The organism is Glutamicibacter sp. 2E12, assembly GCF_050030965.1.
GTDB lineage: Bacteria > Actinomycetota > Actinomycetes > Actinomycetales > Micrococcaceae > Glutamicibacter.
In genome coordinates this window covers 1,280,126-1,292,665 of record NZ_CP188297.1, presented here as the reverse complement: position 1 = coordinate 1,292,665, position 12,540 = coordinate 1,280,126, and the positions used below count along the sequence as shown (strand labels likewise).

The 12,540-nt window shown below is 58.6% G+C and carries 11 protein-coding genes, 1 pseudogene and 1 riboswitch; of the genes and pseudogenes, 4 read left to right on the top strand and 8 right to left on the bottom strand.

What is annotated here, in order from left to right; translation table 11 throughout:
* Positions 1-24: 24 nt before the first annotated feature.
* The 6 genes from ACP3TE_RS05965 to ACP3TE_RS05940 form a co-directional block, all read right to left on the bottom strand.
* Positions 25-1,011: a peptidase C39 family protein gene (locus tag ACP3TE_RS05965; RefSeq protein ID WP_332595360.1), complete on the bottom strand. Its 987-nt coding sequence runs from the start codon at positions 1,009-1,011 to the stop codon at positions 25-27.
* A 165-nt stretch (positions 1,012-1,176) separates the two neighbouring features.
* Positions 1,177-3,318, bottom strand: coding sequence for an iron ABC transporter permease (locus ACP3TE_RS05960; RefSeq protein WP_402741726.1), 2,142 nt, complete (start codon positions 3,316-3,318; stop codon positions 1,177-1,179).
* Between the two features lie 12 nt (positions 3,319-3,330).
* Complete coding sequence (locus ACP3TE_RS05955; protein ID WP_286134247.1) at positions 3,331-4,194, bottom strand: ABC transporter substrate-binding protein; 864 nt, start codon at positions 4,192-4,194, stop codon at positions 3,331-3,333.
* 250 nt (positions 4,195-4,444) lie between these two features.
* The gene (locus ACP3TE_RS05950) at positions 4,445-5,287 is read right to left on the bottom strand and encodes an ABC transporter ATP-binding protein (protein ID WP_105657938.1); all 843 of its coding nucleotides are present in this window, start codon (positions 5,285-5,287) and stop codon (positions 4,445-4,447) included.
* 117 nt (positions 5,288-5,404) lie between these two features.
* Complete coding sequence (locus ACP3TE_RS05945) at positions 5,405-6,238, bottom strand: helix-turn-helix transcriptional regulator (protein WP_402697485.1); 834 nt, start codon at positions 6,236-6,238, stop codon at positions 5,405-5,407.
* 183 nt (positions 6,239-6,421) lie between these two features.
* On the bottom strand, positions 6,422-6,898 hold the full coding sequence (locus ACP3TE_RS05940) for a GNAT family N-acetyltransferase (protein WP_105657939.1): 477 nt from the start codon (positions 6,896-6,898) through the stop codon (positions 6,422-6,424).
* A gap of 111 nt (positions 6,899-7,009) precedes the next feature.
* On the opposite strand from ACP3TE_RS05940, the pseudogene ACP3TE_RS05935 reads away from it, so the two are divergent.
* Positions 7,010-8,084 (top strand): annotated as a pseudogene (locus tag ACP3TE_RS05935) (IS3 family transposase); the annotation flags it as partial.
* Positions 8,085-8,548: 464 nt separating this feature from the next.
* Here ACP3TE_RS05935 and ACP3TE_RS05930 read toward each other — a convergent pair.
* Positions 8,549-9,043, bottom strand: coding sequence for a CoA-binding protein (locus ACP3TE_RS05930; RefSeq protein WP_402697489.1), 495 nt, complete (start codon positions 9,041-9,043; stop codon positions 8,549-8,551).
* On the bottom strand, positions 9,043-10,416 hold the full coding sequence (locus ACP3TE_RS05925) for an O-acetylhomoserine aminocarboxypropyltransferase/cysteine synthase family protein (RefSeq protein WP_402697491.1): 1,374 nt from the start codon (positions 10,414-10,416) through the stop codon (positions 9,043-9,045). Before ACP3TE_RS05925 ends, ACP3TE_RS05930 begins: the two co-directional genes overlap by 1 nt.
* 115 nt (positions 10,417-10,531) lie before the next feature.
* A riboswitch (SAM riboswitch) is annotated at positions 10,532-10,626 on the bottom strand.
* A gap of 111 nt (positions 10,627-10,737) precedes the next feature.
* On the opposite strand from ACP3TE_RS05925, the gene ACP3TE_RS05920 reads away from it, so the two are divergent.
* From ACP3TE_RS05920 to ACP3TE_RS05910, 3 genes are all read left to right on the top strand, one after another.
* Positions 10,738-11,298 carry a histidine phosphatase family protein gene (locus tag ACP3TE_RS05920; protein WP_133834309.1) on the top strand — a complete coding sequence of 187 codons (561 nt, stop codon included), beginning with the start codon at positions 10,738-10,740 and terminating at the stop codon, positions 11,296-11,298.
* A gap of 116 nt (positions 11,299-11,414) precedes the next feature.
* On the top strand, positions 11,415-11,912 hold the full coding sequence (locus ACP3TE_RS05915; protein ID WP_105657949.1) for an RNA polymerase sigma factor: 498 nt from the start codon (positions 11,415-11,417) through the stop codon (positions 11,910-11,912).
* Positions 11,909-12,538, top strand: a complete 630-nt coding sequence (locus tag ACP3TE_RS05910; protein WP_332595235.1) for a methylated-DNA--[protein]-cysteine S-methyltransferase — start codon at positions 11,909-11,911, stop codon at positions 12,536-12,538. Before ACP3TE_RS05915 ends, ACP3TE_RS05910 begins: the two co-directional genes overlap by 4 nt.
* Positions 12,539-12,540 lie beyond the last annotated feature (2 nt).

The following is a 12,540-nucleotide window of genomic DNA, read 5'->3' as shown; positions in this document are numbered from 1 at the left end:
GTCATTGACGAACTTGATTGGTGATTACTGAGCACTCTCAGTCAGAATTAGCGCAGCTCGATAGCCATCTGACTCGAGACAAGACATTGCTTCTAGTTGCTGGAAAGCTATCGGTAGGCAGGTAGCATCCACCCAGCTCTCCCCGCTACTAACATCGACCCAAGAGTCCTCGATGAGAATGACGGGACGTTCCGTGGAACCAGCCGTTCCATGGCAGAGTAGCCAGTGCGGAACATCGTAGCCGAGCATCTGCTGCAATGACACCAGCAACAAGACGCGGGCACCCTGACTTAATACTTTGTGAATCTGTGAGATTTCCATACGCATAGAGGTCACCGGCAACCCGGTAGCTTCTGCACGGCGGCGCGAGTCAGCCTGCAAGATGCCCCGCCAACCACGTTCAACCTCGGGATAATAGTCGACGATTACTGGCTTATCGGTATCCAAAGACACCTGAACTGAGCTTGCTGGCCAGCGCTCAGCGATGGCCAGCCCGAGCCCCACGGGTTCGCAAGCCATGAAATTAGTCGCTTGACGCCACAGTAACAACTCGGCGGTACGTAGGCGATCCATCGTTGCAATGCTCATCGTTTCCCCGTGCGCGGCCAGCGCGGAAACCGCCGCGCAGGTGAAGTTCTCGCTTTGCTGGTAGTGCGAGGTACGCAGATATCGGGCTGGATGTGACCAGTGCACATAGCCGAATTTTGGAATCGATACCGAAGCATCTGTGGTGAAGCGTGGAGCAGGCAACGACTGGAAACCCATTTGTTCAGCCAGGTCTGCTAGCCACGGTTCTCCCGACCAGCTTTCCCATTTCACGCAGGCCAGATCTTTTTCCCTGGCATAGTCCAGCACCGCACGGACGAGCTCTTCATATGCAGCTGTGTCGCGGGCAAGAACCCCAGAGATCTTCACGTATGCAGTCGCCGAACGGGCGGTAAGCAATGCGGCACCGAGTATGGTGGCATCTGATGACTGTATCGTGAGCAGCCGAGCGTTGACCGTTGCCATGAGACTTTCCCACGGACCTGATATGGAACCCAGATGCCGTAGTTGCGCCGGGTGCTGCTCGGGGTCAAAGGCCTGGATTCTCGTTTGCCGGGCAGAGCGTTTCGCCATGATTCCTTACTATTAGGTGGGGTGGAGGCGGAGTCGGTTAGGATCCTCGCTTAACACCTAGCCGCGTGATCGGTACAAAAGCCAAATGAAGTACGGGGAGCCGAGCAACGACACGATCAGACCGGCGGGAATCTGTGCCGGCGCGATTGCGGTACGGCCCAAGGTATCGGCCAGGCAAACTAGCAAGGCTCCGAAAACCATGGACACCGGGATCGCCCGGTGATGGCGGGAACCCACCAACGACCGCGCCAGATGCGGGGCGATGAGTCCGACGAAGCCAACCACACCTACGGCCACGACGCTGAGTGCCGCAAGCAGCGCGGCAATGGACAATGAGACTAATCGGATGCGAATGGTCTTGACGCCCAGCACCCGGGGCAGGTCTTCGTCGATGGCTAGCAGGTCCAGTTTGCGTCCCATGAGCAGTACGACCGGAAGAGCTAATGCCAACACCGTCAGAACAGGTAACACGTCTGCGAACTGACGTCCATAAGTTGAGCCAGACAGCCAGGTGTAGATGCGCGGAGTTTCCCACGAATTAATGCTCAGCAGCAGGTAGGTGGTGACCGCAGAGAGCGTGTAGCCTGCACCGATGCCGATTAGCACAAAACGTTCAGGGGAGAATCCTCGACGCCAGGCTAGGGCGGTGATGGCAGCGAAGGTCGCGAGCCCGGCAATCACCGCAAAAATCACCAGTAGCGAGCGGGAACCGCCAAAGGCGGTGACCACTACACCCGCGCCCAGCCCTGCCCCCGCGGTAATACCCAGGATTCCGGGCTCGGCCAATGGGTTGCGCACGGCGCCCTGCACCAAACAACCAGCCAGTCCCAAGGCGGCTCCGGCACCCAGCGCCGCGCTGGTCCGTGGTGCACGTTCGGAGAAGGCGCGGGCAATGAGCTTGGGCGCATCATCCTGGAACCACAAGGCGAGATCTCCCAGCTTGAGTAACATGCTCCCGGCCAAAAGGCCTAGAATCACCGCTCCCAACAGCAAACTGAATCCCAGCGTCATGGTGAGAATGAATCGGCGGTTGCTACGCAATTTGCTTGCTACCTGTAACGGGTTGCGAGAGCTGGAAGCTTCGGGCAGTCGCATTGCCAAGATGATGATCAGCACGCCGCCCAGGATCGCGGTGGGAACTCCAGTAGGAATGGAAGCCGCACCTTGCGCACCGAGCGAGGCACGAAGCGAAACATCGGCCAGCAGGATCAGTAGCGCACCAATCAGGCCGGTGGCGGGGAGCAAGAACAGTTGACGGCGCAACACTACCAGGCGGCGCGACAGCAGTCGGGCGAGCACGGGGGCGCCAAGCCCTACAAAAGCAATCGGGCCGGACAGCGAAACGGAAACGCCGGTGAGCAGAACAGCACACAGGACGGCCAGAGCGCGGGTTGAGCGCACCGGGATGCCGAGCACCGCAGCGTTTTCATCACCCAAGGACAGGACATCCAGTCGGCGAGAGAGCAAGAGGCAGATGGCCAGCACCACCAAGATCACTGGCAGACTGCGCAAGAATGCATCGAGATTTAGTTGGGCCAGCGACCCTGAACCCCAGGCATACAGTCCAGTCGTATTTTCCTTGAACAGCAGCAAGATGATTCCGCTGCCTGCTTCCAACGCCATGGCGATGGCTGAGCCAGCGAGGATCAACCGGGTGGTGGCGGTTCCCGCGCTGCGCCCAGAGATAGCCAATACGATCCCGGCGGCGAGCAGCCCGCCAGCGAATGCGAGAGTGCTGGAAGCCAGCGTGGACATGCTTATTCCCAAGGCAGCAGCCACGCTCAACGCGAAGAATGCACCTGAGGTGACAGCCAATGTGTCCGGCGAGGCCAGCGGGTTGCGGGTGACGGATTGGAGCAGTGAACCTGCTACCCCCAAAGCCAGACCAACGGCGGCACCCGCACAGAGGCGCGGTAGCCGGGAGCCGGTGAAGATCTCGGCGGCTCCCACCCCTCCGATACGGGTGTCATCTCCGGTGAGTGCGCGTAGCAGTTCACCCAAACCAATACCAGAGGTCCCCTGGGTGAGGTGCCAAGCACCCACCAGCAGTACCGCTGCCGCTAAGGCGGCTAGCAGACCTAGGCCAGTGGCGAGACGGGTACCGGTGACCGGCGCGGGGGAATAACCAAGGCCGGTCATTTGGATGCCGACCCCGCTGTCCACGATGTGTCGCTCTGCTGATTTTTCAGCGGTTTTCATTTCAGTTGTACGCTACTTGGCTTCCGAGGCGGAGGTCAGTGCATCGGTGAAGGCATCTACCGCTTGACTGGTGGATTTCGGCCCGCCGGCACCCCAGATGTTTGGGAACTGGAAGGTCCGGCCTTCCTTGACTGCGGTCAAGTTGTTCCAGATCTCGCTGGATTCCAGCTCGGTGGTCCACCCGGTGCCTGCGTCGTTGGAGTAGAACAGGTTGACGTCGCCAACGCCCGCTAGGCCTTCTATGTCCGTCTGGGCCAGCCCGTATTCTTTGTTCACGCCGCCGGATCCGAAGGACTTGTTGATGTCATCGTTCCAAGCTGGGCTCAGGCCCAGTTCCTTGCCAAGCTCTGTGAACAGAGCCCCATCAGTGTATGGGCGAATCGTCAGGTTGGAGCCGTCAACCCAACCGTCGAAGAAGAGGAAGTCGGTGGTTTCCAACTTCACCTCGGAGACTTCCTGTTTTTTCTGCGCCAAGTGGGCGTCGAATTCGTTGAGCACTAAGGCAGCACGCTCGGTGCGGCCGGTGGCTTCGGCGACCTGTGAGAAGACATTTTTCATGTTGCCGATGGGATCCGCAGAATCGTTGCCCTTGACCGCCAATACGGGAACGTCGCCCTTATCAAGCTGCGACAGCACGGGGTCTTCTTCACTAAAAGCGTCCACGATGATTAAGTCGGGGTCCAGCGCGTAGATCGAATCCAGATCTGGCTCGCCACGTTCACCCACCGAAGCGACACCCTCAGGCAGCTCCTCTGCAGTGACGTAGGTGCTATATCCATCTGGGGAAGCGACGCCCACCGGAGTGACGCACAAGGTCAGTACATCTTCAATTTCCTGCCATTCGAGCACCACCACGCGCTCGGCTGGTTTATCCAATTCAAGTGTGCGACCCAGATCATCGGTCATAGATACCGGATCTGTGCTAGTGGCGGTGGTGTCATTCGCGCAACTTGCGGATGCGGCAGCGGGGCTCCGTTCGGCACCAGCGCTGCTAATGTCCGTGGTACCGCAAGCGGTGGCTGAGAACAACAGTGCTAGAGCGGCCGCTGAAGTGACTGCATTTCGAGCGAGTGTAGGCATAGGTTTTCCCTTGTAATTATATGTTTCGGTGGTAGAAAGAAAGTGGTCAGCTCATCCGGTGGCGGCTAACCGGTTCGATGCGCAACAATCCATTCTGCTTATCAGAGAGGACCTGCACAGGGATCTCATAGACCTCCGAGAGGTTATCTGCTGTGAGGACCTCAGCGGGGGTTCCTGAGACGTATACCCGGCCGTGTTTCATCAGCACCAGCCGATCAGCCAACGCGGCGGCTTGATTCAGGTCATGCAGGACGATGCCGATGGCTAGCCGATCTTGACGGGCCAGATCATGGACCAGATCTAGGGTCTCGACCTGATATCTCAAGTCGAGGTGATTGGTCGGCTCGTCGAGAAGCACCACATTGGTTTGCTGTGCCAAGCACACGGCCAACCAGACACGTTGAAGTTCTCCACCGGATAGTTCCCCAGCTGCCTTCCGGGACATCGAGGTAGTGCCAGTCAGTTCCATGGCCGAGGCAATCGCCGCATGATCCGCATCGGATAGCCCCGAGAAACCGCGCCGATATGGATGGCGACCGAAGGCGACGATATCTGCCACGGCTAACCCTTCCGGGGTGGCGTGGGACTGCGCGAAGAGCGTAACTTCGTGGGCGAATGTTCGTCCATTCAGCGTGCTAATTTCGCGGGCCTCCCCGTGAGAATTGGAGAGCGTGATCACCCCCGCGGCGCGCTCATGCAACCTTGCCATGGAACGGAGAAGTGTGGATTTCCCGCTGCCATTGGGTCCAATGAGTGCGGTGACTTCACCCGGGGATAAACGGATGGAAGCACCGTCCACTACAGTGCTTTTGCCGTAGCGCAGTACTACCTCGTGGGCGAGCATCGTTCCGGCTGCGGCGGATGCTGCTCCGGACGCCACGTCTAGCATGCGTAAGGAACGGATTGAATACGTCCGATTTGAATAGGTATTTTCACTTAGGTAAGTCTAAGTTAACTAATCGATGTCAGCAATCGATGATTTCTGACAGTGCATCCGGCTTTTCGGTCACCTATTCACATTTGCTAAGGCGAATGTGCCAGGTGTGGAGCCCAAGGTGCGTCGAAAAGCGTCGATAAAAGTACTCGGCTGCGCGTAGCCCAGCATTTCAGAGATGTCTTGGACGCCTTCACCGTTGGTGAGCAGCTCCAGGGCGCGATGAATTTTCACCGCTTGACGCCACTGGGCAAAGGATAAGCCGGTTGCTTCGCGGAAGACTCGCGTGATGGTTCGTGAGCTGATTCCAGCATCTACCGCCCATCGCTCGAGAGATCGGTTATCCGCAGGGTTGGCTAGTAAACGGTTGGCAATGCCATGGATACGAGGGTCATCGGGCAAGCGCAGCGCTAGCTGATGAGCTGATGGTTTGAGTACGTCGAAAACTACAGCCTCCGCACGCGCTCTGGCTTCTTGGCTCAGTTCCCGACTGGATAAATGGACCAGCAACGACTTAAGCAACGGTTTCATGTCGATCACTGTAGGGGTACTGAATGGGGTGGTGGTTCGTTCAGGGGAAAAGAACGCGCTGAAAAGTTCTACATTTGCGGTCAGGCGTCCACCGTGCAGCGCTCCGGACGGAATCCACAGACCATGACCCTCGGAGACCGTAAAAATCTGTCCTTCGATTCGAGCGGTGAGTGTCCCATCTTGGGTCCATAAGAGCTCATGGGCCAGGTGCGAATGAGGCTCCCACTCCGTAGAGACATCAATGGTGTGCGTTTCGCTCAGAATCACAAATGATGAGGTCGCATCGCTAGGCAAGGCAGTTGCTTGCACTAGAGCAGTACCTGGTTCACGGGACCAAGTACCAAGCCCGATGGTCGAGGTAGGAGGGGAAGTCATATTTGCAGTATAGAAAGTATTCGGCATGACATAGCAGGTTTCATGTTAGTTCTACCGAACCCCTTGAAGAACGGTTCAATAATCGCGTGCCAAAATTCTACGGATCGGCTACTAAACCAAATACATTTCACCCCCAACTGGTTCAATCAGGAATCTAGGCTGCGTTCGGTTACCCACAGAAGGCTATTCCAGTGTGTAGTACTCAAGCATGTCATCACGTTTTTCCAGTCTGAATCCTCGACTGGTGAGCAGTCGGGTTGAAGCAGTGTTAGCCGGAGCTACGCGGGCACTGAATTTCGTAATTCCGTATATCTTGGGAATTGAAATCAGGGTGCTATCGAGCACGGCTCCACCAACTCCTCGCCCCCATTGATCTGGAGATACCCAGTAACCGACCTCCACGCAACTTTCCTGCCGGGTGCAAAACACGAGGCCCACTGCTGCATTTGCTTCAGTAGCTAGGAACCATCGAGAGCCCCCCACAGTGTCGAGTGGTTCATGTTGGAGGGATTGCTTAACGCAGGCGTTGATGGTTTGCCGGTCCCATGGCTCCCCATACCCAATAAAACGAGCTACACGTTCATCCGAGGCCATGCTGGCAAAGAATTCGGTGTCTGCGCTGCGAAATGGACGCAGGGTAATTGATTGTGAGCGCGACATCCAAAGCCTTTCGATGTCGTAAATTTAAAAAACTCTTAAATGCATTAAACAGTACTAGACGTACCTATGGCGCTCTTATTTCAAATAGAGGTCAATGAGCGCTCAGAATCCCGCGCCGACCGCGCCGAGCGTCCCATAGCGGAAACCGAAGAACACGGCCCAGTGAAACGGTCCACAACGAGAACCTGCGCAAAGAACTGTTGAAGGTGAAACGGGAGAACGGCTTCATAAAAGTTGTCGGTGCCTATCGCGCCTCGAACAGTAAGGAGTAAGCGCGGTCTTAGACTTCATCGAAGCCCACATAGGCGAGTATCCAGTGAACTGGATGGGCAGGAAACCCAGAATTCCAGGGGCAGTCACTACCGATGTCTGAACGCCTGCCAAGAGCTGAGCGAAGCCTAAGTCCTGCGAGCACACCGCACGAAACTGCTCCAGGACGAGTGTGAGGCGTCCAACCAGGTCGCCGGTGGCGGACAATTAGTGGATTTGATCCGCAAAAACCATGAGGAAGACATCTCGACATCCACGGTGATGTCGCTCATGAAAGAGCTGAGAATCCGGGCCAGGCGGATGAGCGCCTTCAAAACCACGACCGTGCGTGAGCGCCAATCCCGGACGGTGCGTATAGAAAACCATAGGGTCGACAATCTCGGCATGCCTGACTTCCGCTCCTCGCGGCTTGCGGCGAAACTGTTAGGCGATATTGCCTGCCTGCGCGCCGGTGAAGGCTGGTTGTATTTGGCGACGGTGATCGATTTGAATTCGCGACAGATCGTGGGCTGGTCAATGGGTAAGAACATGTAAACGTAGTTGGCCATTGACTCGAGGGGGCTTGCTGCGTCGCAGGCGTTCATCCAGTTTGGTAGTGTGTTCCATTCAGACCGAGGCCCCAATGTACCTCGGCGCGTTCCAGAGGTGGTGTGCTGCGCACAGGGTGCGGTAGTCGACGGGACGCGCCGGGGTGTCCCTGGGATAATTCCGTCGCCGAGTCAGCCTTCTGGACGACCAAGAAGGAAATGTTCCACCACAGGTTCTTCAGCAGCAGGGTGGCTGCGTGTGCCGCAGTGAAGGAGTGCATCGCGGTTTGGTACAACCGGAAGCGCCCGTATACGGCAAATGGCGGAGTTAGCCCCAGGCGGTTCTGGACTCATATCAGGAAAGGGATCCTCTAGCTTTGACGGCTTGAGGAAATGTACAAAAAGATCAAAGTTCGTGTCCCAAAAACTTGACCAGCTCAGGCGCAATGCTATTGCGAGATGCTGGAATGTTCTCGGGCCAGGGGAATTGAGTTTTCATATAGCAGTGCGGGCGGGATTTTTCTTCTTTCGTTCGCGCTCGTAGCGAATCGAAATCGATTCTCTCTGCCTGTTTTAGGGTTTGGGTCGTTTGGCCTTGCGTTGCAGTGCTGTGGTTTGCAGATTTTTCGATCTGTGATTGAACGCGTCGAGCACTTCGGGGCCACACCCACGGCATGCCGTGGGCCAATTGCGTCGACCATGGTTCGTTAGAGGTCTTGTTCTTCCTTCGGAATGCTCCGTGCAAAAGTTCAGCGTCGTTGACCAAACCGGCCGATTCCGGGGAATTGCCGCAGAAAAATGGGTGCATGCAACGCAATGTTGCATGCACCCATTTCCTGGAATCTTGGACTCCCTAGGCAAGTACCTGGCGCTTGGAAGAAATCACGCCGGTGTTGAATCCAGCCAGGCGCAGGCCGCCGTGGAAGCGCGCGTGCTCGATCTTCACGCAGCGGTCCATGACCACATTCATGCCCGCGGCCTCGGCGCGCTGGGCCACTTCCTCGTGCCAGGATCCCAGCTGCAGCCACAGTGTTTTCGCGCCTACGGCCAGAGCCTCGTCCAACACGGTAGGCAGGTCATCGTGCTTGCGGAAGACCTCCACCAGATCCGGGGTTTCCGGCAGATCGGCCAGCGACTTGTACACCGGCTGGCCCAGGATCTCATCGAGTACCGGGTTGATGAAGTACACCTTGTACTTGGAGGAGGAGAGCAGGTAGGTAGCCACGAAATAGCTGGCGCGCGATGGCTTGTTCGAGGCGCCGACAATGGCGATGGACTTGGTGTCGCGCAGGATCTCCAGGCGCTGTGCGGCTCCCGGGCCTTCCCAAGTGGTTTCAACGGCAGCCATTAGATTGCTCCCTTCGAAGCGGTTGGCAATGCGCAGGCGGAACCGTCATAGGCCGGTGCCTCGAACCCTGCGGCGGAACCGGCAATCACTTCCTGCGAAGCGGCCAGCGCCTGGTCCAGATCCCAGAGAATATCCTCGACATCTTCCAGCCCTACCGACAGTCGGATCAAATCTTCTGGCACGCCCGCGGAGACCAGCTGCTCGGCGCTCAGCTGCTGGTGGGTGGTGGAGGCCGGGTGCAGCACCAGGGTGCGGGCATCGCCGATGTTGGCCAGGTGGCTGGCCAGCTGCAGGGCCTCGATGAACTTCGAGCCGGCTTCGCGCCCGCCCTTGACCCCGAAGCTGAAGACCGAGCCGACGCCCATGGGCAGCAGCTCCTTGGCCTGCGCGTGCTGCGGGTGGGACTCCAGGCCCGCGTAGTTCACGTAGGTCACGCGCTCATCGGCCTGCAACCAGGCCGCGACCTGCTTCGCATTGGACAGGTGGTTGTCCATGCGCTGCGGCAAGGTCTCCAGGCCCTGGAGCAGCTGGAATGCGGACTGGGCCGGCAGGGCCGGTCCGAAGTCGCGCAGCTGCTCGCTGCGCAGCTTGGTCAGGAAGCCGTACTCGCCGAAGTTGTCCCACCAGGAGACGTTGCCGTAGCTGGCTACCGGTTCGGTCATGGTGGGGAACTTGCCGTTGCCCCAGTTGAACTTGCCCGACTCGATGACCACGCCGCCCAGGGTGGTGCCGTGCCCGCCGATGAACTTGGTAGCCGAGTGGATCACGATGTCCGCGCCGTGCTCGATAGGGCGCAGGATGTACGGGGGAGTGAGCGTCGAATCGACCACCAGCGGGAGATTGTGGCGGTGCGCCACCTCGGCCAGGCCCTTCAGGTCAGCGATGTCGCCGGACGGGTTGGCCACAACTTCGGTGTAGACGGCCTTGGTGTTCTCCTGGATCGCCGCTTCGAAGTCGGCGGGATCATTGGAGTCGATGAAAGTGGTGTTGATGCCGAAGCGGCGCAGCGAGACATCCAGCTGGGTGATGGTGCCGCCATAGAGCTTGGAGGATGCCACGATGTGGTCGCCTGCCTGGGCCAAGGCCGCGAAGGTGACGAATTCCGCGGCCATGCCCGAGCCGGTGGCTACCGCTCCGATGCCGCCTTCCAGCGAAGCCATGCGCTCTTCGAAAGCCGCCACGGTCGGGTTGCCGATACGCGAGTAGATGTTGCCGTACTTTTGCAGGGCAAAGAGGTTGGCCGCATCGTCAGCGTCCTTGAAAACGAACGAAGTGGTCTGGTAGATCGGCACTGCGCGTGAGCCGTGCTCGGCATCGGGGGTGCCTCCGGCATGCAATGCGCGGGTGCGGAAACCAAACTTGTGATCTGCCATGGTGGCTTACGACTCCTTGTCGACTGGGGTTTCGCGTGCACCGCAGGGCGGGCCGCGATCGAGGCAGGAATCCCGGAATCAATGTCGCTTCCTGCCGTGGTCCAACGGGTAAGCGGCTGCATCGTTTCTGGCGGTAGCACCGTATCCACCGGATGTGGCAGGTTGCTGCGGCGTCATCGAACCAGATCTCTCAGCCGCTCGGGATGGTGTAATAATCTTCGCAACATGACCGTTCGTGACCCAACTATGAGTCGTAACGTTGCGTATTGGAGCTGATATCGGAGATTCTTCGATACCTGTTGCCCCGGTTAGGCTGGATTCATGGATACTTCTCTGGCATTGGTTCGACACGGGCAGACAGACTGGAACCTTGCAGGACGCTTGCAGGGACGAACCGATATTCCGTTGAACGATACCGGGCGCGAACAGGCTCGCGAGGTCGGACGCAGGCTCATCGGCCAGAATTGGTCGCTGGTACTTGCTTCACCCTTGGAACGTGCCCAGGAAACTGCCGCGCTGATTGCCCAGCAGATCGGGGCTGAGACGGGGAACGCTGTTCCGGAACTCATTGAACGCGGCTTCGGCCCGCTGGAAGGCCGGATCATGGCCGAGGTCAGCGAAGCGGAATCGGCTGCTGCCAAGGACCTGCGTGAGCCGCGTGCCCAGATCTTGAGCCGTGCAGTGCCAGCGCTGCTGGACTTGGCCAGCAGGCATGCCGGGCGCAAGGTCATGATTGTCAGCCATGGGGCCACCATGCGCACCATCCGCGACGCATTGGCCGGAACCACGGATCCCCAAGGCGTGGAAAATGGCGAAATGCTCCACTTGGACTTGATCCGCCTTGAGCAGATCGCCAGCGAATTGGATCTGGTGGCATTCTAGGAATCCATGGGGTCTCTGCGAGAAGTAAATTTTTTTTCGTTCACGCCTCACAAAATGGTCTCCTCGTACGTTTACATGGTGAGAAGCCATGAAGGCGCAAGAATTCCAGGAGAGCCATGCAAGCACCGTTCGAGCGGATAGTCCAGGACTATGGACTGAACGTCCTGCGCGTTTGCCGTGCCCTGCTTGATGAGCACCGCGCGCAAGACGCCTGGTCCGAAACGTTCCTCGCCGCGCTCAAGGCGTACCCGCAACTGCCTGAAGACGCCAATGTCCTGGCATGGCTAGTGCGTATTGCCCGGAATAAAGCCATTGACGAGTTGCGCAGGAACAAGCCGGAAATCCTCGTCGGCCAAGACGTGGACAGCCTGGCCCCATCGGCCCAACGGCCGGATCTGCAGTTGGAAAACCTGCAGCTGTGGCATGAGGTGAACCAGCTTCCTGGCAAGCAGCGGCAGGTGGTGGCCTACCGCTACCTGGGCGGAATGAGCTACGCGCAAATTGCCGGAATCCTTTCCGGCACCGAAGCTGCCGCCCGGCGTTCGGGGGCCGATGGGATCAAGAATCTGCGGGCCCGGATGGATGACCAAGAACTATGGCGGGAGCAGCCATGAACGGAAAAAATTATCGGCAGCAGGCTACGGCCGCTGAAGCGCAAATCCTCGACTCGCTGCAGGGCCGGCTCGTTGAACGGGCCCGTGCACTGGAACTTGTTGATGTTGCCTATCGCGTGGTCGATAGCCCCGTGGGGGCCTTGCTGCTGGCCAGTACCGATGCCGGGCTGGTGCGGGTCGCTTTTGAATCCGAAGGCCATGACCGGATTCTGGAGGTGCTCTCGGAAAGGCTCAGCCCGCGGATCCTGCGCGACAAGTCGAGCTTGGATGGTGCCGTCCGGCAACTGGATGAGTATTTCGCGGGCCAACGGCATGGCTTCGATCTTCCGGTGGACTTGCAGCTCTCCACCGAGTTCCGCCGCCAGGTGCAGCTGGAACTGGGTCATATCGATTACGGGCGTACCTTGAGCTACGCCCAGCTGGCGCAGCAGATCGGCAAGCCGAAGGCGGTGCGGGCCGTCGGTTCAGCCTGCGCCACCAACCCGATTCCCATCGTGCTGCCCTGCCATCGGGTGCTGCGCACCGATGGTTCATTGGGCGGCTACCTGGGAGGCTTGGAAGCCAAGTCCGAGCTGCTGAAGCTGGAGAACCCGGACTTCGCCAGCGGCGCCGCGACGCTGTTCTGACG

Bases quoted from the DNA above. Each gene is read 5' to 3' on its own strand.
- ACP3TE_RS05965 (WP_332595360.1), bottom strand. From the start codon at position 1,011: ATGGCAACGGTCAACGCTCGGCTGCTCACGATACAGTCATCAGATGCC.
- ACP3TE_RS05960 (WP_402741726.1), bottom strand. From the start codon at position 3,318: ATGAAAACCGCTGAAAAATCAGCAGAGCGACACATCGTGGACAGCGGG.
- ACP3TE_RS05950 (WP_105657938.1), bottom strand. From the start codon at position 5,287: ATGCTAGACGTGGCGTCCGGAGCAGCATCCGCCGCAGCCGGAACGATG.
- ACP3TE_RS05945 (WP_402697485.1), bottom strand. From the start codon at position 6,238: ATGACTTCCCCTCCTACCTCGACCATCGGGCTTGGTACTTGGTCCCGT.
- ACP3TE_RS05940 (WP_105657939.1), bottom strand. From the start codon at position 6,898: ATGTCGCGCTCACAATCAATTACCCTGCGTCCATTTCGCAGCGCAGAC.
- ACP3TE_RS05930 (WP_402697489.1), bottom strand. From the start codon at position 9,043: ATGGCTGCCGTTGAAACCACTTGGGAAGGCCCGGGAGCCGCACAGCGC.
- ACP3TE_RS05925 (WP_402697491.1), bottom strand. From the start codon at position 10,416: ATGGCAGATCACAAGTTTGGTTTCCGCACCCGCGCATTGCATGCCGGA.
- ACP3TE_RS05920 (WP_133834309.1), top strand. From the start codon at position 10,738: ATGGATACTTCTCTGGCATTGGTTCGACACGGGCAGACAGACTGGAAC.
- ACP3TE_RS05915 (WP_105657949.1), top strand. From the start codon at position 11,415: ATGCAAGCACCGTTCGAGCGGATAGTCCAGGACTATGGACTGAACGTC.
- ACP3TE_RS05910 (WP_332595235.1), top strand. From the start codon at position 11,909: ATGAACGGAAAAAATTATCGGCAGCAGGCTACGGCCGCTGAAGCGCAA.